At 61.6% G+C, this 25,214-nt stretch carries 24 protein-coding genes; 13 read left to right on the top strand and 11 right to left on the bottom strand.

Annotated features, from left to right (window positions below; translation table 11 throughout):
* Positions 1 to 106 precede the first annotated feature (106 nt).
* The 6 genes from MVC20_RS16790 (at position 107) to MVC20_RS16765 (ending at position 5,789) form a co-directional block, all read left to right on the top strand.
* Positions 107 to 1,237, top strand: a complete 1,131-nt coding sequence (locus MVC20_RS16790; protein WP_297543471.1) for a TRAP transporter substrate-binding protein — start codon at positions 107 to 109, stop codon at positions 1,235 to 1,237.
* A gap of 78 nt (positions 1,238 to 1,315) precedes the next feature.
* Positions 1,316 to 1,900 (top strand): TRAP transporter small permease subunit, encoded by a 585-nt coding sequence (locus tag MVC20_RS16785; RefSeq protein ID WP_037275850.1) that lies wholly within the window; start codon positions 1,316 to 1,318, stop codon positions 1,898 to 1,900.
* Complete coding sequence (locus MVC20_RS16780; protein WP_297543468.1) at positions 1,897 to 3,315, top strand: TRAP transporter large permease subunit; 1,419 nt, start codon at positions 1,897 to 1,899, stop codon at positions 3,313 to 3,315. Before MVC20_RS16785 ends, MVC20_RS16780 begins: the two co-directional genes overlap by 4 nt.
* On the top strand, positions 3,305 to 4,648 hold the full coding sequence (locus MVC20_RS16775; protein WP_297543466.1) for an amidase: 1,344 nt from the start codon (positions 3,305 to 3,307) through the stop codon (positions 4,646 to 4,648). Before MVC20_RS16780 ends, MVC20_RS16775 begins: the two co-directional genes overlap by 11 nt.
* A 15-nt stretch (positions 4,649 to 4,663) precedes the next feature.
* Positions 4,664 to 4,822, top strand: a complete 159-nt coding sequence (locus MVC20_RS16770; RefSeq protein WP_297543464.1) for a hypothetical protein — start codon at positions 4,664 to 4,666, stop codon at positions 4,820 to 4,822.
* A 1-nt stretch (position 4,823) separates the two neighbouring features.
* A complete protein-coding gene (locus MVC20_RS16765; protein WP_297543462.1) occupies positions 4,824 to 5,789 on the top strand; it encodes a D-glycerate dehydrogenase in 966 nt (321 codons plus the stop codon).
* A 26-nt stretch (positions 5,790 to 5,815) separates the two neighbouring features.
* On the opposite strand, the gene MVC20_RS16760 is transcribed toward MVC20_RS16765, so the two are convergent.
* The 6 genes from MVC20_RS16760 to MVC20_RS16735 form a co-directional block, all read right to left on the bottom strand.
* The gene (locus MVC20_RS16760; RefSeq protein WP_297543460.1) at positions 5,816 to 6,280 is read right to left on the bottom strand and encodes a PTS sugar transporter subunit IIA; all 465 of its coding nucleotides are present in this window, start codon (positions 6,278 to 6,280) and stop codon (positions 5,816 to 5,818) included.
* 46 nt (positions 6,281 to 6,326) lie between these two features.
* Positions 6,327 to 6,890, bottom strand: coding sequence for a ribosome-associated translation inhibitor RaiA (gene raiA / locus MVC20_RS16755; protein WP_297544227.1), 564 nt, complete (start codon positions 6,888 to 6,890; stop codon positions 6,327 to 6,329).
* A gap of 240 nt (positions 6,891 to 7,130) precedes the next feature.
* Entirely contained in the window at positions 7,131 to 7,889 is a 759-nt protein-coding gene (gene lptB / locus MVC20_RS16750; protein ID WP_037275844.1) for an LPS export ABC transporter ATP-binding protein, read from the bottom strand.
* Entirely contained in the window at positions 7,886 to 8,362 is a 477-nt protein-coding gene (lptA, locus tag MVC20_RS16745) for a lipopolysaccharide transport periplasmic protein LptA (RefSeq protein ID WP_297543458.1), read from the bottom strand. The genes lptB and lptA overlap by 4 nt, the downstream gene beginning before the upstream one ends.
* A gap of 23 nt (positions 8,363 to 8,385) precedes the next feature.
* Positions 8,386 to 9,000: an LPS export ABC transporter periplasmic protein LptC gene (gene lptC / locus MVC20_RS16740; RefSeq protein WP_297543456.1), complete on the bottom strand. Its 615-nt coding sequence runs from the start codon at positions 8,998 to 9,000 to the stop codon at positions 8,386 to 8,388.
* Positions 9,001 to 9,003: 3 nt separating this feature from the next.
* Positions 9,004 to 9,615, bottom strand: coding sequence for a ribonuclease D (locus MVC20_RS16735; RefSeq protein ID WP_297543454.1), 612 nt, complete (start codon positions 9,613 to 9,615; stop codon positions 9,004 to 9,006).
* 209 nt (positions 9,616 to 9,824) lie between these two features.
* Between MVC20_RS16735 and MVC20_RS16730 the strand changes: the two genes are divergently transcribed.
* The 7 genes from MVC20_RS16730 (at position 9,825) to mdoH (ending at position 19,404) form a co-directional block, all read left to right on the top strand.
* Positions 9,825 to 11,447 (top strand): thiamine pyrophosphate-binding protein, encoded by a 1,623-nt coding sequence (locus MVC20_RS16730; RefSeq protein WP_297543452.1) that lies wholly within the window; start codon positions 9,825 to 9,827, stop codon positions 11,445 to 11,447.
* Between the two features lie 10 nt (positions 11,448 to 11,457).
* Entirely contained in the window at positions 11,458 to 12,633 is a 1,176-nt protein-coding gene (locus MVC20_RS16725) for a CoA transferase (protein WP_297543450.1), read from the top strand.
* A 77-nt stretch (positions 12,634 to 12,710) separates the two neighbouring features.
* Positions 12,711 to 13,181, top strand: coding sequence for a DUF302 domain-containing protein (locus tag MVC20_RS16720; protein WP_297543448.1), 471 nt, complete (start codon positions 12,711 to 12,713; stop codon positions 13,179 to 13,181).
* Positions 13,182 to 13,385: 204 nt separating this feature from the next.
* Positions 13,386 to 14,762 carry a tetratricopeptide repeat protein gene (locus MVC20_RS16715; RefSeq protein ID WP_297543446.1) on the top strand — a complete coding sequence of 459 codons (1,377 nt, stop codon included), beginning with the start codon at positions 13,386 to 13,388 and terminating at the stop codon, positions 14,760 to 14,762.
* A gap of 60 nt (positions 14,763 to 14,822) precedes the next feature.
* Positions 14,823 to 16,031: an OpgC domain-containing protein gene (locus MVC20_RS16710; protein ID WP_297544225.1), complete on the top strand. Its 1,209-nt coding sequence runs from the start codon at positions 14,823 to 14,825 to the stop codon at positions 16,029 to 16,031.
* The gene (locus tag MVC20_RS16705; protein WP_297543444.1) at positions 16,028 to 17,533 is read left to right on the top strand and encodes a glucan biosynthesis protein G; all 1,506 of its coding nucleotides are present in this window, start codon (positions 16,028 to 16,030) and stop codon (positions 17,531 to 17,533) included. The genes MVC20_RS16710 and MVC20_RS16705 overlap by 4 nt, the downstream gene beginning before the upstream one ends.
* Positions 17,521 to 19,404 (top strand): glucans biosynthesis glucosyltransferase MdoH, encoded by a 1,884-nt coding sequence (gene mdoH / locus MVC20_RS16700; protein WP_297543442.1) that lies wholly within the window; start codon positions 17,521 to 17,523, stop codon positions 19,402 to 19,404. The genes MVC20_RS16705 and mdoH overlap by 13 nt, the downstream gene beginning before the upstream one ends.
* Before the next feature lie 3 nt (positions 19,405 to 19,407).
* On the opposite strand, the gene MVC20_RS16695 is transcribed toward mdoH, so the two are convergent.
* From MVC20_RS16695 to MVC20_RS16675, 5 genes are all read right to left on the bottom strand, one after another.
* Positions 19,408 to 20,250 (bottom strand): PHB depolymerase family esterase, encoded by an 843-nt coding sequence (locus tag MVC20_RS16695; protein ID WP_297543440.1) that lies wholly within the window; start codon positions 20,248 to 20,250, stop codon positions 19,408 to 19,410.
* A gap of 97 nt (positions 20,251 to 20,347) precedes the next feature.
* Positions 20,348 to 21,775 (bottom strand): sulfotransferase family 2 domain-containing protein, encoded by a 1,428-nt coding sequence (locus MVC20_RS16690; RefSeq protein WP_297543438.1) that lies wholly within the window; start codon positions 21,773 to 21,775, stop codon positions 20,348 to 20,350.
* A 6-nt stretch (positions 21,776 to 21,781) separates the two neighbouring features.
* Complete coding sequence (locus MVC20_RS16685) at positions 21,782 to 23,482, bottom strand: beta-1,6-N-acetylglucosaminyltransferase (protein ID WP_297543436.1); 1,701 nt, start codon at positions 23,480 to 23,482, stop codon at positions 21,782 to 21,784.
* A 25-nt stretch (positions 23,483 to 23,507) separates the two neighbouring features.
* Positions 23,508 to 24,494 (bottom strand): glycosyltransferase family 2 protein, encoded by a 987-nt coding sequence (locus MVC20_RS16680; RefSeq protein WP_297543434.1) that lies wholly within the window; start codon positions 24,492 to 24,494, stop codon positions 23,508 to 23,510.
* A 163-nt stretch (positions 24,495 to 24,657) separates the two neighbouring features.
* The gene (locus tag MVC20_RS16675) at positions 24,658 to 25,209 is read right to left on the bottom strand and encodes an ActR/PrrA/RegA family redox response regulator transcription factor (protein WP_297543433.1); all 552 of its coding nucleotides are present in this window, start codon (positions 25,207 to 25,209) and stop codon (positions 24,658 to 24,660) included.
* Between the last annotated feature and the right edge of the window lie 5 nt (positions 25,210 to 25,214).

Raw genomic sequence — 25,214 nt, 5'->3', positions numbered from 1 at the left:
GATTGGGCGCGTGTGGCGGAAACAGGGCTTCGAATCGCCCGTGGGGGATATGCTTTGCCCGCCATCCGATGCGAACAGACGCAACAGATTTATTGGGAGGACTACAATGACAAGCAAGTCGAAGATGGATCGGCGCTCGTTCCTGCGCCGCGCGGCGGTCGGGGCGCCGGCCGTTGCTGCGGGCGCGCTCGCGGCTCCGGCGGTGTTGGCACAAGCGCCCTTGGTGCTCAAGATGCAGACATCCTGGGGATCGGGCAATATCTGGCAAGAATTTGCACAGGATTACGCCGACCGGGTTGAGGAGATGTCCGGTGGCCGCCTGAAGATCGACGTGCTGCCCGCGGGCGCGGTCGTGGCTGCATTCCAGGTGCTCGATGCCGTGAACGACGGCGTGCTCGACATTGCCCATTCGGTGCCTGTGTACTGGTACGGCAAGAACAAGGCGGCCTCGCTCTTTGGCACCGGGCCCGTGTTCGGCGGCTCGGCCACCACGATGCTCAGCTGGTTCTACGAAGGTGGCGGCAAGGCGCTCTATGACGAGCTGGTGAACGATATCCTCGGCATGGAAGTCGATGGTTATCTCGGCTTCCCGATGTTCGCGCAGCCCTTTGGCTGGTTCAAGGGTGAGGTCAACACCGTCGCCGATCTGCAGGGCTTCAAGTATCGCACCGTCGGTCTTGCGGCTGACCTTTTGCAGTCGATGGGCATGTCTGTGGCGCAGCTTCCGGGTGGCGAGATCGTTCCCGCGATGGAGCGTGGCGTGATCGACGCGTTCGAATTCAACAACCCGTCGTCGGATAAAGACTTCGGTGCGCATGACGTGGCCAAGAACTACTACCTGTCCTCGTACCACCAGGCGTCCGAGAGCTTTGAATTCCTGTTCAACAAGCTCACCATGGAAGACCTTGATCCCGATCTGCGCGCGATCCTGAAATATGGTGTGGAGGCCGCTTCGACCGCCAACACCGCCAAGGCGATGCGTCGCTACTCGGCCGACCTCAAGTGGCTGCAGGAAGAGGCAGGCGTCACCGTGCACCGCACGTCCACGGACATCCTGAACGGCCAGATCGAGGCGTGGGACAAGCTGATCCCGGTTCTCGAAGAAGACCCGTTCATGAAGAAGTGCCTCGACAGCCAGCGTGCATGGGTTCAGGACGTGACGTTCTACGAGTTGATGAACGCACCCGATTACGCGCTTGCTTACGATCATTACTTCCCCGGCAAGCTCAAGTTGTAATCACGGTGTAACAACCGGAAAATCCAGGGCCCCGGCGCAGGAAACGCCGGGGCCGCTTTCAAACAGAGGGGGCTCCGTGTGATCGGTTTCATACGTTTCGCCGACAACCTGTCGGCCTGGTTCGGCAAGGCGTTTGCCTGGCTGATTGTGCTGATGGCCTTTGGCACCGGCTATGAAGTGGTGGTGCGATATGTCTTCAACAACCCGACCGCGTGGTCGTTGGATGTGTCTTTCATCATGTATGGCACGCTCTTCATGATGGGCGGGGCCTATACCCTGTCGCGCGGTGGACATGTGCGGGGTGATTTTCTGTATCGCCTCTGGCAGCCACGCAATCAGGCCAAGGTCGATCTGGTTCTCTACATTCTGTTCTTCTTTCCGGGGATCATCGCGCTCATCGCCGCGGGCTGGAAATATGCCGCGCGGTCATGGTCCTATGCCGAGGTGTCCGTGAACAGCCCCGCAGGCATCCCGATCTATCAGTTCAAGACCGTGATCGTCGCCGCCGGAATTCTTCTCTTCATCCAGGGCATTGCCCAAGTGTGCCGCTGCATTCACTGCATGCGCACGAATGAATGGCTCAAGGCCGATGAAGACGTCTTCGAGACCGAAGACCTGCTGATGCAAAAGGCCGCCGAGGCCGAAAAGGACGCACATCCATGACCGATCCGCAAATCGCCCTGATGATGCTGGGCCTTTTCCTTATCTTCGTATTTCTGGGCTTTCCCATCGCCTTTACCCTCATGGCCATGGGGATCGGCTTTGGTTACTACGCCTATTTCGACGCTGGCCGCATGTGGCGCAGCTTTAACCGGCTGGGCGAGGATGCCGGAGCCTGGGACCAATGGAGTCTCTGGTTCGAGGGGTTCTTCAACAACCGAATATTCGACCTCTTCGTCAATCAGACCTATACGGTGATGTCGAACGAGGTTCTCACCGCCGTGCCGCTGTTCCTGTTCATGGGCTACATCGTCGAGCGGGCGAATATCGTGGACCGTCTTTTCTCGACGCTCAATGTTGCCGCCAAGAACATGCCGGGCTCGATGGGCGTGGCGGCTCTTGTGACCTGTGCGCTGTTTGCAACGGCCACCGGCATCGTGGGGGCCGTGGTGACGCTCATGGGTCTTCTGGCGCTGCCTGCCATGCTCAAGGCGCGGTATAATCCGTCCTTTGCAAGCGGGATCATTTGCGCCGGTGGCACGCTGGGCATTCTCATCCCGCCCTCGATCATGCTGATCGTCTATGCGGCGGCGTCCAACGTCTCGATCGTCAAGCTTTACGCGGCGGCGCTCTTGCCGGGGCTCACGCTCGTCGGGCTCTACCTGGTCTATGTGATCGGTCGGGCGATCCTTCAGCCGTCCGTGGCGCCCAAGCCGAGCAAAGATGAAATTCCTGACATCCCCAAGATGCAGCTTTTCCTGATGATCGTGACGTCCTTTGTGCCGCTGGCCTTTCTTATTCTCGCGGTTCTTGGGTCGATCCTGTTCGGTCTTGCGACCCCGACCGAAGCGGCGTCGATCGGCGCGTTGGGTGGTATCTTCCTCGCCTTCGTCTATCGCGCCATGACCTGGCAGCGGATGCGCGAGAGTGTCTATCTCACTGTGCGCACCACGGCGATGGTCTGCTGGCTTTTCGTCGGTTCCTACACCTTCTCGGCGGTGTTCTCCTATCTCGGTGGCGAGCATATCATCTCTGACTTCGTGCAGGGGCTGAACCTCTCGCCGCTGGCCTTCCTGCTGCTGGCGCAGCTCATCATCTTCCTGCTGGGCTGGCCGCTTGAATGGTCCGAGATCATCATCATCTTCGTGCCGATCTTCTTGCCGCTTCTGGCATTCTTCGAAGTGGATCCGCTCTTCTTCGGCATTCTGGTGGCGCTGAACCTGCAGACCAGTTTCTTGACACCACCAATGGCGATGTCGGCCTATTATCTCAAGGGGATCGCCCCGCCAGAGATCAAGCTTACGCAGATTTTCTCGGGCGTCATGCCGTTCCTCTTCTGCGTCTTCATCTCCATGGCCCTGATGTATATCTTCCCGCAGATCGTGTTCTATCTGCCGGAGCTGATGTATGGCAATTAAGGCCGATATCCTGATGCTGGATGCGTGCGCCCTGCGTGCGCGTCTGGCCTCGGGGGCGCTGAGCGTGGTCGAGTTGGTCGAGGCCTGCATCGCCCGGATCGAGGCGCGCGAGCCCGAGATCAGGGCCTGGGCGTGGTTTGATGCGGATTTTGCCCGTCAACAGGCCAAGGCGCTTGATGCACAAAGACAGGCCGGGCGCCCCATCGGGGCGCTGCACGGCCTGCCGGTGGCGCTCAAGGACATCATCGACACCGCGAAAATTCCGACGGAGAATGGCTGTCCGCTGGATGCGGGGCGCATCCCCATCAAGGACGCTGCCATCGTTGCGCGGCTCAAGGCGGCTGGCGCCGTGATCATGGGCAAGACGATCACGACGGAACTTGCCTATATGCATGCCGGCCCCACCCGCAATCCGCTCAACCCCGCCCATACGCCCGGCGGTTCGTCTTCGGGCTCTGCTGCGGCAGTAGCGGATGGCATGGTGCCGCTCGCGGTTGGCACGCAGACTGGCGGCTCGGTGATCCGCCCGGCGTCCTATTGCGGTGTGACAGGGTTCAAGCCCAGCTTTGGCGCGATCCCGCGCACAGGCGTTTTGATGCAATCGCCCACGCTTGATACGCTTGGGGTGTTTACCCGCACGCCCGCCGATGCGGCGCTATTGGCTGAGGTGCTGATGGGCCACGACGCGGGCGACCCTGCGACCACGCCTGCCCCTGTGCCGCCGCTCTTGTCGGTGGCCACCTCCGCGCCGCCGCTCAAGCCGGTATTTGCCTTTGTCCGCCCGCCGGGCTGGGACAAGGCCGATCCGCAGTTGCACGCGGCCTTTGACGAGCTGATCGAGGCGTTGGGCGAACAGGTGTTCGAAGCGCCCCTGCCCAATGCCTTTGATGAGGCGGCAGAGGTGCGGGCGCGGATCAATTTCGCGGAAATGGCGAAATACTATTACCGCTATGGCAAATCCATCGACGCGCTTGGGCCGCGCACGCAAGAGGCGTTGAAAACGGGCAATGCCACGCTCGCCCGCGACTATCTTGCGGCACTCGACTGGGCCGATGTGCTCTATGCCGGGCTGGACGAGATTTTTGAGCGCTGTGATGCGATCCTCTGTCCCGCCGCCACGGGCCCCGCACCCGAGGGGCTGGAGTATACCGGCGATGCCATTTTCAACGGGCTTTGGACGTTGACCGGCACGCCGGCGATCACGGTGCCTGCCTTTACGGCGGAGAATGGCCTTCCGATGGGCGTGCAACTTGTTGCCGCGCGCGGCAATGACGCGCGGCTCTTGCGCAACGCAAACTGGTTCACGGGCTGGCTGTCCGAGGCCACAGCATGAGAAAAGGATGACGACATGAACAGAATTCTGGCGATCTTTGCCTTCGCGGTCCTGGCCGCTTTTCTCTACATCCTCGCGGCAAAGGTCGGCACGCTGGATCTGTGGGCCGTGGTCATTCTGACCGCAGGGCTTGCCGGCTATGACTTCGTCACATCGAGCAAGAACAAAAGCTGACATGACGACCAAGAAAGTCCTCTGGATTCCGCGCCGTCTTTCGGACGCCACGCTGGCCCGCGCGCGGCGTGATTATGAGGTGATCGTCAACGAAGCGGATACCCCTGGCACCGCCGCAGAGATCATCGCCATGAGCGCCAAGGTTGACGGGATGATCCCGTGCCACTCCGAGCATTTCAGCGCCGAGGTGGTGGCGCAGCTCGATCCGAGGCTCAAGATCGTTGCCAACCACTCGGTTGGGGTCGATCATTGCGATCTGGCGGCGCTCAAGGCCGCTGGAATCGTCGTCACCAACACGCCAGATGTGCTGTCCGACGCCACCGCCGAGATTGCCATGCTCTTGATGCTGGGGGCTGCACGGCACGCGGTCGCAGGAGACCGGATCGTGCGGCAGGGGCAATGGGATAGCTGGTCGCCCTCTTTCATGGTGGGCAAGCAGATGACCGGCGCACGGCTGGGGATCATCGGCATGGGGCGTGTGGGCCGTGCCTTTGCCGCCAAGGCGCGCGGCTTTGACATGGAAATCCATTATCACAACCGCACGCGGCTTGCGCCTGACGAGGAACACGGTGCCGTTTTTCATGCCGATGTGGAGAGTCTGCTAGAAGTGGCGGATTTCCTGTCGCTGCATTGCCCGGCCACGCCCGACACGACCAATCTGCTGAACGCTGAGCGCCTTGCGCTGTTGCCTGCGGGGGCTGTTGTGGTCAACACCGCCCGCGGCGCGCTGATCGACGAGGATGCGCTCTTGGCGGCTCTGAAATCCGGCCATATCGCCGCTGCCGGTCTTGATTGCTTCAAGGTAGAGCCGGGCGGCAACCCGGCCTTTGCGGCGCATGAGAATGTCTTCATGCTGCCTCATATCGGCAGCGCGACCCGCGCCACGCGCGATGCCATGGGCTTTCGTGCGCTCGACAATCTCGATGCATTTTTCGCGGGAAAAGAACCGGGCGACCGGCTGGTCTGAGGGCGGCCGTTCGCCCGAGACAGGCGTCAGGCGGCTTGCACCGCCTGCGCCTCGGTGACGATGGTGTAGAGCGTCAAGGGATCGGTGTTGGAGCGCAGCTTGGCCCGCAGACCTGGGTCGCGCAGGGTGCGCGACACCAGCGCCAGCGCCTTGAGATGCTCAACGCCCGCATCAATTGGTGCAAAGAGCGCAAAGGCCAAATCCACCGGTTGCCGATCCACCGAGTCGAAGTCGATCGGTTTTTCCAACAACGTCAGAACGCCCACCACCTGATCCAGCCCATCCAGCCGGGCATGCGGGAGCGCGACGCCATGGCCGACACCTGTCGGACCAAGGCTCTCACGCTCCAGCAGGGCCTCGACGGCTGCGGAATGGGACACGCCATAGGCGGCTTCGGCAATATTGCCGAGTTCATGTATCAGACGCTTCTTGCTGGTTGCCCCTGACAAAACGCGCACCGCCTCTGGCTTGAGGATCATCGGAAGTTCCATGAATTGAGCCGCTCAGACAAGCGTGTCACCGCCTGCCACCCTCTCGTTATGGGTCAATCCAGCCGATGTTGCCGTCTTCACGGCGATACACGACATTGACCGTATCCTTGCCTTGTTTGCGGAAAACCAGGACAGGTGCACCCGCCAGCTCCATTTGCATGACCGCCTCACCAACCGAGAGCGATGGAATCTTGGTCTCCATCTCGGCGACGATGATCGGTTGCAGGCTGTCGGGCTCTGATTCCGTTTCCGCGCTATCTGCGGCGAGGATATAAGTGGACGCTCCAAAGAGTTCAACCGGTTCCGACCGCTCGCGGTGATGGTCCTTGAGCCGCCGTTTGTAGCGGCGGAGTTGCTTCTCCATCTTCTCGCAGCAGGCATCGAAGGCGGCGTAGATTTCGTGCGCCTTGGCGCTGGCCTGCGCCGTCAGGCCCGTAGAAAGATGCACGATGGTTTCACAGACAAATTCGCTGGCGCTCTTGGAAAAGACGACCATCGCATCGGTCGGACGTTCGGCGTATTTTGCAACGGCCGTGCCCAGTTCCTCTTTCACATGCGTTTGCAGGGCCTCGCCAATGTCGATCTGCTTTCCACTAATTTGATACCGCATCTCATCTCCTTCGATTGACAAGCCGGGGCCATGCGCGGCGCAAGCGCCGCGGGTCTGGTTAATCCCGGATGCTGAAAACTGACAGGTGGTGAAAGTGTTCCAAGACAGGCCCTTGTCGCGGGGGCCATTCAGGGAACAGCACGAGATCAACACATGTCATACTTCAATTGACGCGCTTTACGCGCATCTTGTCAATCTGATTTGAAGGGTAGGGGCATGGATTTGCCGCCGATGTCGCAGTCAGGAAATGCGAAAGCTGTCGCCCAGATAGACGCGGCGCACATTCTCGTTTTCCACCACATCGCGCGGGCTGCCGGACATGAGCACTTTGCCGTCGTGCAGGATATACGCGCGGTCAACGATTTCGAGCGTTTCGCGCACATTGTGATCGGTGATCAGCACGCCGATGCCCCGTTTCTTGAGGTCGGCCACCAGATGCCGGATGTCGCCCACCGAAATCGGATCGACCCCGGCAAAGGGTTCGTCCAGCAAGAGGTAACGCGGATTGGCGGCCAGACAGCGGGCGATTTCGACCCGCCGCCGTTCCCCCCCCGAGAGAGCAAGAGCGGGCGCGCGTCGGAGATGCTCGATCGAGAAATCCGACAGCAGTTCTTCGAGGCGCTCGCGCCGCTTGTGCCGGTCCTTTTCTGCAATATCGAGGATCGCCAGAATGTTATCTTCGACCGAAAGGCCACGGAAAATCGACATTTCCTGCGGCAGATACCCGATCCCGAGCTTGGCCCGGCGATACATCGGCAGTCCGGTCACGTCGCGCCCGTCGATCCGGATGTGCCCGCCCTCTGGATAGATCAGCCCGGCGATGGCGTAGAATGTCGTGGTCTTGCCCGATCCGTTCGGCCCCAGGAGTGCCACGACCTCGCCTTGGCGCAGGGAGAGCGTGACATCGCGAATGACCAGACGCTTGCGATAGCTCTTGCGCAGGTTCTCGACCACCAGACCGGTGCTCTCATGCGCCAGTGTCAACGCCGGGCGGCTCATGGTGTGGTCCCCGGTTGCAGGATGGTCTTGACCCGGCCGCTGACCTGCGCCGTGCCCCCTGCGGTGTCGACCAGCACGGTTTCGCCGGTGATGGCATTCGTCCCCTGCACCAAGAGCACATTGCCGCGCAATTCGATCATGCCGGTTGAGATGTTGTAATCGGCGCGCTCGGCCTCGGCGGCATCCTCGCCGCTGACCAGTGTCACGCCGCCTGTGGCCTCCAGGCTCTCGATTCCGCTGCGGTCGGGAAGGTAGACCACAAGCACCCGAGGGGCCGCCAGCCGCATCTCGCCTTGACCGATCACCACATTGCCGGTGAACGTGGCGGTATTGTCGGCCTGATTGACGCTGAGGTTGTCCGAGGTGACTTCGACCGGCAGGTTGCGGTCCGCCTGGGTCTTGCCAAATGCGACCTGCCCGGCCTGTGCCCACGCGCCCACAGGCAAAACGGCCAATGCGATGGCCGCGATCATTCTGGAAACTCTTGGCACCGGTCTCATTCCCCCGCTTCCCCTGGCTGGTATATCAGCTTGACACCCTCGGTGAAAAGCAATTCCGGCTCACCGCTCTCGGCATTGTTATGCAGCAGCATCTGTCCGGCGGTCAGCGCGCCAAGGGGGCCGGTCGCCGTGACCTGTCCCGGCGTTTCGGCATAGACCTCGTCCAATCGGGAATTCAGGCGCTCGGTGTCGATGACATAGCCGGTCGAGGTGGTGATCTGCACCTCTCCCATCAGGCTCGCGGTCATTTGCCCCTGCTGCATCTGCGCCTGACCCGATGTTATGTCGATCACGGTTCCGGCGCTCAACCGTATCTGCGCCGTCACCCCGTCCGCGATCAGATGCTCGGGCGTGTCCCGATCCGGGCGCGCGAATTCAGCGGCGAAACGGATCTCGTCGCCCTCTCGTGTGACCCCGGCAAAGCGCGGGTTGGTCGCGCCCAGATCCTGCGCGCGCTGCTCGAGGTCGATCTGCGACGAGGGCACAGAGAGCGTGGGGTCTACCGTGCGCGAGAAGAGGAACAGCGTCGAGAGCAGCCCAAGCGCGCTGAGTGGCAGGATGATCTTGATCCAGGCCACGATCCGTGAGTAGGTGTTCTTCGCGCGGGCCATCCGTCAATGTGCGAAAATGTCGATCTCGGGCCAGCCCGCCAGATCGAGCAGCGCCCGCTGCGGCAGAAAATCGAAACAGGCCTGCGCCAGGTCCATCCGACCCTCGCGGATCAGCCGCGCGTTCAATTCTTCGCGCAAGCGGTGCAAGTAGAGCACGTCGGACGCGGCATAGTCGAGCTGCGCGGCGCTGAGGCTCTCGGCGCCCCAATCCGAGCTTTGCTGCTGCTTGGAGATGTCGACGCCCAGCAACTCTTGCAACAGATACTTGAGGCCATGACGGTCCGTGTAGGTGCGGATCAGCTTTGACGCGATCTTGGTGCAATAGACCGGGGCCGCCAACGCGCCGAAGGCGTTGTGCATCGCGGCAATATCGAACCGGCCAAAGTGAAAGAGTTTGAGCACGTCGGGATTTTCCAGCAACCTGGCCAGATTGGGCGCGCGCGTCTGCCCCTTGGCCACCTGCACCAGATGCGCATGCCCATCCCCGCCCGAAAGCTGCACGACACAGAGCCGGTCGCGGTGCGGGTGCAGCCCCATGGTTTCGCAGTCGATCGCTACGACAGGACCCAGATCCAGCCCGTCGGGCAGGTCGTTCTGATAGAGGTGGTTTGCCATTGGAAATCCTTGTGGCCGGTGCGAGGCAGACCGGTGAACCTAAGTGAATTGCCTTGTGATTAGGCGCTTTTGTGCGGCCCCTCAACCCGGATTTAGGCTTGGACAGGGCGGAAAACCAGTGCCGCCCCGGTCTTTGTGCCGCGAAGCGGGCTTGCGGTTGCCCTGACGCTCGGCCACAAAGTCGGCAGAACGACAGAGGAGCCCGCCCCGTGAGCGATACCCAACAAACGCAGAACCGCGCCGCCGACTATCTTGCACGGCGTCTTTACGAGGCGGGGTGCCGTCATGCGTTTGGCATGCCCGGTGGTGAGGTCCTGACCGTGATGGATGCGCTGGCGAAAGCCGGAATCGAGGTGACGTTGGCGCGCCATGAGAATGCCGCGGCCTTCATGGCCGAGGGGGTCTGGCACCGCACCGGCGCGCCCGGCATCCTGATTGCCACTTTGGGGCCGGGGGTGTTGAATGGCGTGAACGCCATTGCCAATGCCCATCAGGACCGTGTGCCGTTGATCGTTCTCTCCGGCTGTGTCGATGCCGATGAGGCGCTGACCTATACCCACCAGATTCTGGATCATCAGGCGGTATTGGCCCCGATCACCAAGGCCACATTCCGCCTGACCGCCCAAGGGGCCGACATTATCGCCGACAAGGCCATCGGCATCGCAACCGAGGGCCGTCCCGGCCCCGTGCATATCGACGTGCCGATTTCCGTGGCGGATATGCGCGTGACCCCGCCCCGCCTGCGCCGACGCCCCGATGCCGTGCCGATGCAGCCCGCTGCGCCGCAAGCGGCCCGCGACTGGCTGGCGGCGGCCGAGCGCCCGGTGATGATCGTGGGTCTTGATGCGGTCAACGAAGGGGCGAGCGCCACAATCCTCGAGACTGCCGAGCGCCTGAACATCCCCGTCGTCACCACGTACAAGGCCAAGGGGATCATCCCCGAAACCCACCCGCTCTGTCTGGGCGGCGCGGGTCTGTCGCCTTTGGCGGACGGCATCCTCGTGCCGCTGGTGCAAGCGGCCGATCTGATCCTCTGCGTGGGCTATGACCCCATTGAAATGCGCCCTGGCTGGCGCGAGATCTGGGACCCGGCAGAGGTCAGGGTGATCGACATCGCCGCCGTGCCGAACGACCAGTATATGCATCAAGCGACGATGAATATCGTGGGCGCCTGCGCGCCCTCACTCGCGGCCATTGCCCAGGGTGTCCCCCCTCGCGCCACTTGGGCCGGGGGCGAGGTGACGGCGGCGCGTGCGGCGCTGGCGCGTGCCTTTCCGACCGAGGACGACTGGGGTGCCGCCGGGGTCATCGCCGAGGCGCGGGCAGTGCTGCCCGAGGATACCATCGCCACCGTCGATAGCGGTGCGCATCGCATCCTGCTGTCGCAGATGTGGACAAGCCACATCCCGCGCGCCTTGCTGCAATCCACCGCGCTGTGCACGATGGGCTGTGCCGTGCCGTTGGCGATGGGGGCCAAGCTGGCATCGCCCGAGGCGACGGTGGTCAGCTTTTCGGGGGATGCCGGGTTCCTTATGGTCGCCGGCGAACTCTCGACCGTGGCCGAACTCAAACTTCCGGTGATATTCATCGTGTTTGTCGATGCCAGCCTCGCGCTTATCGAAAAGAAGCAGCGCGAGCGGCAGATGGTCAATCTGGCGGTCGATTTCGGCCATCACGATTTTGCCGCCATCGGGCGCGCCTTTGGCGGGCATGGCGTGCGCGTGACCAACCGCGCCGAATTGCGCGCCGCGTTGCAGGCCGCACAAGAGGCCGACACCTTTACCGTCATCGCCGCCGAGATAGATCGCGGCTCCTACGACAACCGTATCTGAGGAGATGCCCATGCCCGGCCCGCTCGATGGTCTCGTTATCCTCGACCTCAGCCGTATCTTGGCGGGTCCCACCTGTACGCAGCTCCTGGGCGACCTCGGGGCAGAGGTGATCAAGATCGAGAGCCTAGAAGGCGACGATACCCGCCGGTGGGGGCCGCCCTTTGCGCTGGATGCCGAGGGCAATCCCACCGATCTATCGGCCTATTTCATGTCGTCCAACCGCAACAAGAAATCCGTGGCGGTGGACCTGACCGACCCCGAGGTGCAGCGCCTGCTGCATGACCTCGCTGGCCGCGCCGATGTGGTGATCGAGAATTTCAAACCCGGCGGCTTGCGCAAATACGGTCTTGATCACGAAACGCTCTGCGCCGCCTATCCCGGCCTTGTCTATTGCTCGATTTCCGGTTTCGGCCAGACCGGCCCGAACCGTGACAAGCCGGGTTATGACCTCATGGCGCAAGGCTATGGCGGCATCATGTCGATCACCGGCGAGGCCGGGGGAGAGCCGATGAAGGTGGGCGTGGGCGTGGCAGATGTGGTCTGCGGCCTCTATGCGGCGACCGGGATTCTGGCGGCGCTGCGTCACCGTGACGTCACCGGCGAGGGCCAGCATATCGACATCGCCCTGGTTGATGCCACGATGGCGTGGCTGGTCAATCAAGGGCTGAATTATCTCACCTCCGGAGTCTCGCCCACGCGCGCGGGCAATGCCCATCCCAATATCGTGCCCTATCAGGTCTTTGCGACCCTTGATGGCCATGTGATCGTGGCCGTGGGCAATGACAGCCAATATGCCCGCTTTTGCGATTATCTGGGCCGTCCCGATTGGGCCACCGATCCGGCCTATGCCACGAATACCGCGCGGCTTGCGCATCGCGATACTCTTGTGCCGATGATCGCCGAGGTGTTGGCCGCGCGCACCACCGCGCATGTCATCGACGGTCTCGAGGTGCGCAAGGTGCCTGTGGGGCCGGTCAACACGATTGGGCAGGCGCTGGAAACCGAGCAGGCGCAGGCGCGCGGCATGACCATCACCATGCCTGCGCCGGATACCGCCAAGGGCACGGTGCGTCTCATCGGCAATCCGCTGAAGTTTTCGCGCACGCCGGTCAGTTATCGCTCTGCTCCGCCTGCGACCGGGGCGGATACCGAGGCGGTGCTCGCACCACTGAGGCGCGACCTGTAACCTCACCTCGCGGCCACGTGATTTGCCGCGACTCGGGCGATGCCTTACCCCTCCGGGTGCAGCCGGAGGGCCATTTCATGCACCGTTTTATCGCAAGTCTAGGCGTTTTTCTGTTTCTGTCCCATGCCGCGCAGGCGCTGGAACCGCGTGAAGGCTGGGTGATCCACGACACCGACAAAGGCTTTGACGCATTGGTCGAGGCCGTGCGCGAAGCGGTCAAGACTGCGCCCATCGCGATTGTCACACAGGCGAGCGCCTCGGATGGCGCGCGCGGGCAGGGGATCACCATCCCGGGCAACCGTATCTTTGGCCTTTATCGCAACGACTATGCGCGCCGGATGCTGGCCGCCAGCATTGCCGCGGGAATCGAGGCCCCGATCCGTCTATATGTGACCGAAGATTCCGACGGCACCGCAACCCTCAGCTACAAGACGCCGACTGCGGTTTTTACACCCTATTTCGACGAGGGCGGCGATGACCTCCGGGCGCTTGCGTCTGAACTGGATGATGTTTTCAAAACCGTCGCCGAAACAGCCATCGCTGAATGATTTTGAGGCGGGGCGGCCGACCGTGATCCTCACCTAAGCGAAATTGCGCCTATTTTCCGGTGCATTACGTCTATTGCCCTGCCACTTGGTGGTCACAATCGTTAAGCTGGCGATAACGACTTGGTGAGGTGGGAGGTGGATGTGTTGCCGCTTTCATATTTTGCCGAAATAGCTGTGGTAAGAGCTACAAAAGGATATCGGGTCATGCTTTCAGATCAATTTGGGTACGAGTTGACCATATCATCCCCCACCGCTGTCGAGGCGTGGGACAAGATGGTATTGGCCTTTCTCGCCCATGCCGCCAAGACCCCGGAATATCTGGGTGCCGTCCTCAGCCAAGAGCCGGATTTTGCCATGGCGCACGCCACAAAGGGGCTGTTTTTCCTCATGCTGGGGCGGCGCGAATTGAACGAGACCGCGCAGGACGCCTATCGCAGCGCGACAGATGCCAGCCTGCGCAGCACCCCCAATGCGCGTGAGGCGGGCTATGTCCGCGCGCTTGGCGCATGGCTCGAGGGGCGTCCCTCCGACACCGTGCGCGAGATGGAGGCGATCCTCACGCGCTGGCCCGAGGATGCGCTGGCCATGAAGATCAGCCATGCCACCCGTTTCATCCTTGGTGATGGCAAGGGCATGCGGGCGTCGATCGAGGCGCTCTTGCCCGCATATGATGCCAAGAATCCGGCGCGCGGTTATCTCTTTGGCTGTCATGCCTTCTCGCTCGAAGAAACCGGCGATTATGCGCGCGCGGAAACCGCTGGTCGTCTTGGCCTCAGTCTCTCGCCCGATGATGCCTGGGGTCTGCATGCGGTTGCGCATGTGTTCGACATGACCGCCAATGCGCGCGCCGGGCTCAACTGGCTCGAGGGGCGCGAGCATGCCTGGGCGCATTGCAACAATTTTCGCTATCACGTCTGGTGGCACAAGGCGCTGATGCATCTCGACCAAGGCGAGATTGACGCGGTTTTCGACCTCTACGACACAGAGATTCGCCGCGACAAGACCGACGATTTCCGCGACATTTCCAACGGCACCTCTCTCTTGATGCGGCTCGAACTTGAAGGGCATGACGTCGGCAACCGCTGGGAAGAATTGGCCGAGATTTCCGAGCGGCGTAGCGAGGATGCCTGCCTGATCTTTGCCGACCTGCATTATTTGCTGGCGCTTGTTGGTGACAACCGCGACATGGCCGTCAAGGGGATGTTGGCGCGGATGCACCGCGACGCAAAACAGACCAATGCGGGCGAACTGATGGCGCGTATGGCCAATCCCGGTCTGTCGGCGGCCACTGGGCTCGAGGCCTTTGGTGAAGGCGATTACAAGACTGCCTTTCTCAACCTTGGCCGCGCGCGCCGCTCGATGCAGCTTGCGGGGGGAAGTCACGCGCAACGCGATGTATTCGAACGCCTGACCATCGACGCTGCCATTCGCGCCGGTTTTCTCGACGAGGCGGAAAATATCTTGCAAGAGCGCGCCACGCAGCGCGCGGGCCGTCTTGATTCCTATGCCAATACCCGTCTGGAACTTATCTCGCGCTCGCGCGTTGACTGGGACGACGCGGACCGTTTGCCGGCGGAATAGGTCTCGACAGATATACGAAGAGGAGTCGGCACCGTTATGACGAGTGTTGCAGATCCGTCCATGACGCATGGCCAAACCACCCATGCAGCCGTCAAGCCGGTCGCCAGCACGCGCGACATCCGGCTGGATTTCTTTCGCGGGCTTGCGATGTTCATCATCCTGTGTGCCCACACCCCGCGCAATTTCTTCACAAGCTGGATTCCGGCGCGTTGGGGTTTTTCGGATGCCACCGAGATCTTTGTGTTCTGCTCTGGCATGGCCTCTGCCATTGCCTTTGGTCGAACCTTTGACCGCGCGGGCTGGGCGCTGGGCACCGGGCGTGTGGGTTACCGCGTCTGGCAGGTTTATTGGGCGCATATCGGGATGTTCTTCGTCATCGCGACGATGCTTGCAGCTTTCGACATCCTCGGCGGTTTTGACAAAAGCTATGTCAATGGCCTGAACCTCCAGAGGTTCTTTGCCGATCCCGGCCCGCAGCTTCTGGGTCTGTTCACGCTTACCTATGTCCCCAACTATTTCGACATTCTGCCGATGTATATGGTCATCCTCGTGATGATGCCGGTCATCGTGGCGCTCAGTCGCATCAGCCTATGGGCCGTGGCGGCGGCGATGGGTCTGACCTGGCTCATGGCGCAGGAGTTTCTTCTCGACTCACTGGGCCTCGGCCAATGGCATCTGGCCTTTCCGGCAGAGCCTTGGTCGAATCGCGAATGGTTCTTCAACCCGTTCGGCTGGCAGTTGATCTTTTTCACCGGCTTTGCCTTCATGCGCGGCTGGCTGCCCAAACCGCCGGTAAACCGCGTGTTGATCGGCATCGCGGCAGCGCTTGTCATCGCGAATATCCCGCTTTCCAACATCGGCGTGCGCGAATTCGGCTTTGATTGGGCCCGCGACTGGCGCGGCGCAAACAACGGGCTGTTCAACAAATCCGATTTCGGAATCCTGCGCTATGTACATTTTCTGGCACTTGCATATCTGTGCTGGGCAGCGGCCGGAGAAGGTGGTATGCGCCTGCGCGCCACTGGCACTGGCGTCATCTCATATGTGTGGGGAGTTCTGCTCAAAATGATTCTGAAGGTCGGGCAGCAATCGCTGGCGGTCTTCGTCTTCTCCATGGTGTTCGCCCGCTTTTCGGGCTTTGTCATGGACCAGATCGGACGCACTACCTGGAACATAACGCTCGCGAATTTCATCGGGTTCGGGGCATTGATCGCGGTGGCTTACATCGCGGCCTGGTTTAAATCTCATCCATGGCGGGTCGCGAAATGATCCGCCGAGATGTTCTGAAATCCATCGCGGCACTTGCGCTTTGGCCCGGAATGGCCCGGGCCGAGGGTGGCGTGACCTTTTCCGAAGCAATGCTGCACGAGTTGGCCCGCCAGATCGCGGCCAATCCCTATGCAGAGCGCCCATTCGTGCCCGACGCATGGCGGGAACTGACCTATGATCAGTATCGCGGTATTCGCTACGATACCGACAAGGCGATCTGGGCGGGCACTGACACCACGCTTGAATTCGACATGTTCCCGCCGGGCCTTTATTTCCCGCATGCGGTTGAGGTCAACATGGTCGAGAATGGCGTCGCGCGCAGACTGCCGTTCGATTTTTCACTCTATGACCTGCATGAGATCGTGCCGGAGCTACCCGTGGACGACGCCTTGGGCTATTCCGGGATCCGCCTGCGGGCAGAGATCGAAAAGCCGGGCTTCTTTCAGGAATACGCCGTGTTCCAGGGGGCAAGCTATTTCCGCGTGATCGCGCGCGATCTGGCCTATGGGCTTTCGGCGCGCGGCTTGGCGCTCAACACCGCCTCGCCCGATGGCGAGGAGTTTCCGGATTTCACCCGCTTCTGGATCGAGAAGCCGGCACCGGGGGTCACCGAGCACAAGGTTCACGCCCTGCTCGAGAGCCCCTCTGTCACAGGCATCTATCACTTCACCCTGCGGCCCAGTGGCACCACGACAGAGGTCGATGTGCGCTGCACCCTCTGGCCGCGCACGGAGCTTGCGAATGTCGGCATCGCGCCGCTGACCTCGATGTTCTATTTCGACGAGACCAACCGTGGCCGGTTCGATGATTTCCGCCCCGCCGTGCATGACAGCGACGGGCTCAGCATCCACAACGGCAATGGCGAGTTGATCTGGCGGCCTTTGGCCAACCCGACCTTTATTCAGATTTCCAGTTTCGTCGATGATAACCCCAAGGGTTTCGGCCTGGCACAGCGCGAGCGCGCTTTTTCCAACTTCGAGGATCTCGAGGCGCATTACCATGAGCGTCCCAGCCTCTGGATCACGCCCGGCGAAGACTGGGGACAGGGTGCGGTTACGTTGGTCGAAATCCCGACGGACAAGGAAATCTACGACAATATCGTGGTCTATTGGAAACCCCGCACACCTCTTGCGGAAGGCTCTGAACACGCGTTCAGCTATCGCATGACCTGGACCGACCAGATCGAGGCGACCAAGCCGGTGACGCCGGTGCTGAATACCCGCCTTGGCAAGGGCTTTGCTCATAATGATCACAAGGTCGTGGTCATCGACTTTGCCCCGCATCCCGCCTTGCCCGATGATTATGAGGAGTTGGTCGCTTACGTCAGGGCCAACACCTTTGAAACGTCCGTCCCCCAAATTCAGCGCAATCCGGAAACAGACGGACCACGGCTGGTGTTTTCCTTTGATCCCGGCGATGTCGAGGCGTCGGAAATGCGTGCGCAACTCTATCACCAAGGACAGGCCGTGTCCGAAGTCTGGCTTTACCGATGGACAGTCTGACCCCCTTTCCCGGCACCGGGCTGATGCCCGCGCCTGCGCCTCTGGCCCATCCGGTCCAGAGCCTGCGTCACGCCTATCGAGACCCCAGTGCGCCGGTCTGGAAACCTTCTGCCGTGTTCCAGTGGCGGCGTCTGGCGGCGTTTCTGCCGGCCGTCATCACGACGGGGGCCCTGGCCTGGGCCTTTGGAGATTGGTTGTCGACCAATGGCATCTGGTGGCTGGAATGGGTGCTGCTGGCCTTTGTGGTCGCCACCTTCTTTTGGATCGCTCTGGCGATGGGCACGGCGACGCTTGGCCTTGCCGTTCATCTCAAACAGAAAGGCACCCGTATGGGGGCCACGCCCGCGCCGCTGCGCGTGGCGCTGCTTGTGCCGATCTACAATGAGGACACTGCCGAAGTCTTTGGCAATGCCAGCGCCATGATGAGCGCCTTGCGCGCGGCGCGCAGTGCGCATCGGTTCGAGCTCTTTATCCTGTCCGACACGCAGGACAGTGACATCGCCCTGAGCGAGCAGCGCGCCTACGCCACGCTGCGCGCCACCATGCCGCCCGATGCCCCGGTCTGGTATCGCAGGCGGGTGCAGAACACCGAACGCAAGGTGGGCAACATCGCGCAATGGCTGGAAAACTGGGGCGGTGCCTATGAGGCGATGCTTGTCCTCGACGCCGATAGCCTGATGAGCCCCGAGGCGGTCATCGCCCTCTCTGACGAGATGTCGCTTGATCCGACCGCAGGGCTTATTCAGTCGGCCCCGCTGGTGGTGGGGTCTGACACGCTCTTTGGCCGGATGCAGCAATTCTCGGCCTCCGTCTACGGGATGCTTCTGTCTCAGGGGCTGGCGGGTTGGACAGGCTCCGAAGGCAATTATTGGGGCCATAACGCCATCCTGCGCACCCGCGCCTTTGCGGATTGCGCGGGCCTGCCGCGCATGCCGTCGCTGCGCGGCAAGGGCGGTCTGATCCTCAGTCATGATTTCGTCGAGGCGGGGCTTTTGCGCCGTGCCGGCTGGGCGGTACGGTTCCTTCCGACCATTTCCGGCAGCTTTGAAGAGCCGCCCGCAACCCTGATCGACTATGCGTTGCGCGACCGGCGCTGGTGCCACGGCAATCTTCAACACCTCAGCCTCCTGGGAACGCGCGGCCTGCATCCGGTCTCACGCTTCCACCTTTTCCACGGCGCCATGAGCTATCTGCTCTCGCCCGCCTGGTTCGGTCTTTTGGTCATCTGGGCGATCCTGGGTAACGGACAGGACAGCGTCATCACCTATTTCTCGATGGAAAACCCGCTCTATCCGGTCTGGCCGGAAATGAGCCGGGTCAGTTCCGTGCTCATCCTGCTGTTCATGTATGGGATGCTGCTTGCGCCCAAGATGCTGGGCGCGCTGTCGCTCGGCCTCACCGAGCAGAAAATGCAGCGCTATGGCGGGCGGGCGCGGTTTGCCATGTCGCTGCTGGTCGAAGTGCTGCTGTCCATCCTCTTCTCGCCGATCATGATGGTGCAACAGGTGGTTGCGGTGCTGCGCACCGTGATCGGCATTCGTCCCACTTGGTCGCCGCAGGCGCGCAAAGGCGGCGATTACAGCCCGCGCACCGTGCTCAAGTTTCATGCGCTCGAAACCGTCAGCGGTGCGCTTCTGGTGCTCGGTATGGCGGCGGGGGTGGTGTCGCTCTGGCTTTTGCCGATTGCGGTCAGCTTGGTTGCCGCCGTGCCGCTCTCGATGGTGTCGGGCCTGCGGCTGGATCAACGACGTGGCCTTGCGTCCCTGATGGCCACGCCCGAGAGGGTCGATACCCCACCGATCCTGCAATTGGCCCGCAATCACCGGATGATGTTCCGCCATCCCGAGAGCCCGCCCATCGCCGCCGAGTAACCGCTACTGGCCCGGTCCCTTGAGCGTCTCGAACCAGTCGAGCGCCATGCTGGACCAGCCTTTCGGCACGCCATGCCCCCCGTCGAACAGCGCGAACTCGAGCGCGGAACCGGGGGTGCAGCGGGTCCAGCTGCGGCGCAGGAAATCACCTGTCGTCTCGAACCTGTCTGCGCGGTAATTGTCGCAGCCATTGGCGGCGCGCCACAGGCTCATGGCATGAAACACGTCACCCTGGGCAAAATCACGCCCCATGACCTGACGGATCACGCGCCCCTCGAGCGGCACCACTTCGTCGCGCCAGCCATGCGTATGCAAAAGCCGCACAGGCCCGGCGCAGCCAGTCGGATGCGGTCGCCAAAAGCTGCCGGACACCGGGGCATAGGCGCTGAAGGCGTCCGGCGTCGCGCAGGCGATATAGCTGGTGAGAGATCCGCCGATCGAAAACCCAGCCAGGAGACTGCGCTTTGGGTCGATATCAAAGCGTGCGGCGGCATCCTGCATCACCTCTTGCAGGAACGCCGCCTCATCGCGCTGTCCCGGAAAATCCGGGTGGAAATTCCAGCTGGGGCGTGTGCGCCCCATACGGATCAGCCCGTTGGGCGCGATATAGGCATAGCCGCGCGCGGTGGCATCCCGTGCGGTGGCACCCTCGACCATCGGTCCGCCGCGCCCGCCATGCCCATGCAAAAAGACCATCACCGGATGCGGGCCGGGTCCTTTGGGCAGGGCGATGTGATAGCTGCCTGTCGCTGTCTCGCACGGCGTGTCGGGATCACCGCAGGGCTGGGCGGCCTCTAGCGGCCCGGCGAAGAACAGGCAGAGCGCGAGAGCAGAAACAAGGCGCATCGGAGGCTCCAATCAAAGGATTGCTGCACCAAGTTTCCCATATTCCCCGGCCCCTGCACAGGGCACCGGCGTCACCCTTGCGTGAGGCTTGGCGCATTTACGCCCAATCGCCGAAGCCAAAGGTCATGTAGTCGCGCAAATAGGCTTCGCGCGTCAAAGCCTCGATTTCGGCATCGTAGATCTCGGCCAGTGGAAAGGGTGCGGTGTCGCGCGCGTCGGCTGGGGCAGGAGCCTTGGAATAGCCGAGCTGCCGGGCCAAGGCGGTCAGATACCCCGCCATCTCATTCTCTCGCACCACCATGTCGGGCGGGGCAAAGTCCGCCAATCCCTCAAGTACGGCGGCCTGAGTCGCCCAATGGGCATCCACCCTGATGCCGGTCTGTCCCGCGAGATTTGCCTTGAGAAACCGCAGAAAGGCGGCAAACGCCTCTCGATGCGCGGCGCGGTCATAGCTTGCGTCCAAATCGCCTTGCGGGATTGGCAGCTTGTGGAAATTGCGCAGCGTGCGGCGAATGTCGCGATAGCATCCCGGCCCCTTGATCAGGATCTTGTCGCAAAAGGCGGCATGTGCGCGCGCCACCGGGTGCCTGAGCACGGTAAAGCGCCGATGCCCCGGCTTGCGCCGCATCCATTGCCGCAGCGCCTTTTGATTGAGCTTGGTGGGCAATGTCTCGACCGGCACATTGTCCAGCGCCGCGAGCCACGCACAAACCTCTGCCTCGGGGCCGGAGCGCACCGGCATATAGAGCAAGGGCGCGCGTGCCGCGCTGACGAATCCGGGCACGGCCGCGCCGCGCCGCGGTTCGAAATTCGGGGTGCGCGTCAGGTTGAACGGATCGAGCCCTGCCAGCGCCCGCTCCATTTCCGCGAAATTCTCGACCTTGCTTTCCAGTGGTTCGGGGTTCTGCTTCTTGAGCGAGGCGTCAAGCGCCTCGAGCCGCGTCTCGCAGCCCAGGTAGCGCGCCAGACCGTTTATCACCTCGAGGCTTTGCAGATCCTCGTAGGCCACGTAAAACGCCGTCTGCCCCGCGGCCTGTAGCCGGTTCAGCAGCAACACCTGAAACGCCTGCAACCGGCCCACATGCAGCTCGAACTCGGTCGGATCAAACGTGATCTTGCTGTCGCGTCGGCGTTTGACATTGGTCAGCTTCCATTGTCCCGTGGCCTGCGCAATCTTCCACGACACATAGCTCTCGACGGGGTTACGCGTCAGGATGATCTTGGCGCAGCGCGGATCGTCGAGCATCAGATCCAGAATGCGCGGGTCGTGGTCGTGGAAATAGCGAAACCCGCCAATGCCCGGCGACTGCCCCTTGATCGCGCCGATCAAGCGCTCTGGCACCTCATCCCGCTCAGCCTGGGTCAACCCCAAGAGCTCTGTCTTGTTGGGATAGCCGATGAAATGCGGATTGAAGGCCTCGCCGTGACAGTCGATGCCGTCAAAAGCGTTGAGGTTGCTTTCAAGAAAATTGGACCCGGTGCGCATCTCTGCGAACACCACGAAATAATCAAAATTGCCTGTCATTCGACCTTATCGCACAAGATAGGGTTTGCGGGGATTTGCCGGCTGCTCGTTCATCCCCTGTTCGACCGGGAAATCCCCCATCAGATAGGGGTGCATGCCCTGATTCTTGAGATTTTGCAGGAACTGGCCAAAGCCGGTCAGGTCCGACATGCGCGGCACCTCGGCCAAACCGCGCAGGTTCTGCTGGCCGATTTCGTCGATGATAGATTGCAGCGGCTCCATCGGGGCCTCGATGAATTCCGCCATGGTCCAGATTCGCACCCGCGCCTTGATCCATTGCGAACGCAGCACCTCCAGATGCTTGCTTTCGACCCGCTGCAATTGCGCCGCCTCGCGCCGGATGTCAGAGAAATTGGCATTGGATTTGAAGAGCGGAACCGCCCAAGCCCCCGAAATCACCGAAACCTGCGCGTTGGGGTCGCGGACAATATCCCACTCGATATCCGTCAGCACATCGCGTGGTCCCATCTGGAAACATTGCCGCTCGCCGCGCGTGTTCCAGATCAGATTGGCCAGAAAGGCGCGCGGGTTGTAGTCGCGCAGCGCGGCACTGTCCGACAGCGCCCCGTTCATCACCGTCTGCCCATCCGAGAACTCGGCGCGTTCCGGCGCAAAGAGATGGCCATGCACCCGCATGCCGGTCATCCGCGCCAGCCACGGCTCGAAATTCTCGAAAAGATCGCTGAACCCCTCGAACACCGAATAGGGTGCGCAGGTCAGCCCGTTTTCGCGCCCTTCGACGGGAAACCGGCTCTGCATATAGAGGCCGGGGCGCCCGCGCGTGCGCCGCTCCACCGCCTTGGCGAAAATGCGGTCGATCTTGCCGGGGTTCGGCTCTGTCCGCTTCATCGCGCTGGCCTGATCGGTCAGGAATGCTTCGTAGAGGCGATCGGCAAAGGGCCATATCTTGCGCGCGACGAAACAGTCGGACCGCCGCAAGAGTTGCAGGTGGTCATCGTAGAAAATATGCGGCTTGCCCTGATAGTCGAATTTCGACAGGGTCAGCGACCGGCTCTCGATCTGGCGGGAATATTGCCGCGCGAGGGTCTGGAAATAGCTCTCGTCGGGGATCCAAACCTTGGAAAAATAGCGGTCATAGACCCGCCTGTCGGGGTCCTCCAGAATGGCCGAGAGCGTCTGGCGTGTCAGGCACCACCACTGGCTGCCCATATGCGGCACGATGCCGTTGGGGATGCGCCGCTTGAAGCGCATCAGACGTTGCAGCGCGACGTATTTGTCAAAGAGATAACGATTCTTGCGCCATGAGAATGGAAAGCGCAGCGTGAACCGCTCTTGATCCAGGCCGCCGATGGTCCATGGCACATCCGCTGTCGTGGCGCTCTCGATGAAATCGGTGTGCGGGCGCTTGCCCAGATAGTCGATCAATTCCTGCACCGGGCGCAACGGCAGGCACGAGCCAGAGGCAAGATAGACATGCCGCACCGTCTTGAAATCGCGCAGCATGATCTCTGCGGCCCCCTGCGTTGCCGCGACCAGCCCCCAGGTGCCCCATTCACAGCGATGACGCGGGGCAAAACGCACGTCGCTCATGTCCGACAGCGCCTGCACAAAGGCATTGTAGGTCTTGCGCGGGACCGCCTTGTCGACATGGATCACCAGCGGGCAGCCGGACGCGGCCCAATGGCGCGCCACCTGTTCGGCGCGGCCAAAGGCCGTATGAACCAGCATGATGATGCCGACGCTCATTCTGTCCCTGTTCCTGTTCCCGCGCTCATGCCCAGTTGCCCTTGGACATCAAGCCGAGAATTTCTAATTGTCGCCAGTTTATATATTTCTCCGACCATTTGCACCAAAGTTCGGGGTTGTCCTTCACGACCTCCGCATAGGCCTTGTATTCGACGCTGCCGGAATAATGCTGGCGGCGGGTCAGTTCCTCGGCCGCCTTGACGGTAAAGGTGTCGAGAAACTTGGCATGGAGCAGGATGCCGCTCGCCTTTTCGCCGCCCCATTCGTCATAGGTCAGGTTCAGGCCGCGCGGCAGGATCATATGGGTCGAGCTTTCGTAAGCATAGCGCCTGTCCCACCGCACCAGCGGTGTCTTGTTCAGCGCCGGTGCCTTTTTCGGGTTGTCCGGGAAAAACACCCGCGCCCGCGGCCCGCCCTGAATCCAGAGATTGCCGTAAAACTTGTTCTTTTCGATGATGTAATTGCCAGGATCGAACCAGGCGGCAATCTCCATCGGGTTTTGCCCCGGCTGATAGGGCACCGCGTCGATGCGTCCCTTGGGATACATATCGAGCAGCATCGCGCCAAAGGATTTGACCTGAGAGGTATCCAGCCAGTCGGTCAGCGCCCGAATGGGGCGCGTATCGCAGAACGGGTAGATGAAGAATTCATCGGGATCGACCACCAGTGTCCAATGGCCATGGCCATATTTTCCCTGGAGCCAGTTGAGCCAATCCACCCCGAACCGCGCGCGTTTGTAGCTCGACTTGGTGGACCAGAGCGACACATCCTCTTGCGCTGCCAGATATTCCGCGCCGCCATCGGTGCTGTCATTGTCCACGATCAGGAAATGCGAAATCCCCAGCTCGCGGTAGTAGCGCAGGAAATACGGCAGGCGGACATGCTCGTCGCGCATGGTCGAGAACAGCAGAACATCGCCCGGCTTGATCTGATGGGTCCGATTGACCACCGGATTGAGCGAAAAATGCTTGCGAAACGCGCGAATCTTGGCCCGTTTGCGTCGCAACCGCATCCGATATGACTGCCATGCCCCCAAAAATCACGTCCTGTTACCTGCCCGGAACGGCCTTAAATTATCCCTCAACATTTAATACGGGGTTTTGAGAAACAATCTTAGCCAATTTTATAATCTGTCGACATGAAATGATCAAATCACGTCCTGAGGCGGTGCAAACCTACTTGGGCGAGCGTTTGGCAAGGATGCGCTGAAGGGTGCGCCGGTGCATGTTGAGGCGGCGCGCGGTCTCGCTCACGTTGCGATCGCAAAGCTCGTAGACACGCTGGATATGCTCCCAACGCACGCGGTCCGCGCTCATCGGGTTCTCGGGGGGTGGCGGCAGGTCGGCACCATTGGCCAAGAGCGCGTTGGTGATGTCAGTGGCATCCGCGGGCTTGGACAGGTAATCCGTGGCCCCGATCTTGACCGCTGCAACGGCGGTGGCAATCGCGCCATAGCCCGTCAGCACCACGATCCGGCTGTCGGGACGCTTTTCGCGGATCACCTCGACCACGTCGAGCCCGTTGCCATCCTCGAGCCGCAAATCGCAAACCGCGTAGGCGGGGGGGCGCGCCGTGGCAATCGCGCGACCGGCGGCGACAGATCCCGCCGTTTCAACCTCGAACCCGCGCTTTTCCATGGCCTTGGCCAGACGCTTCAGAAACGCCTCGTCGTCATCCAAAAGCAGAAGCGACCTATCTTCACCGATATCCTGTATCTCGTCGGCCATGCCGT

This window comes from Roseovarius sp. (genome assembly GCF_027019125.1).
In the GTDB taxonomy this organism is placed as follows: Bacteria; Pseudomonadota; Alphaproteobacteria; order Rhodobacterales; family Rhodobacteraceae; genus Roseovarius.
This window is presented reverse-complemented; position numbering and strand designations above follow the sequence as displayed.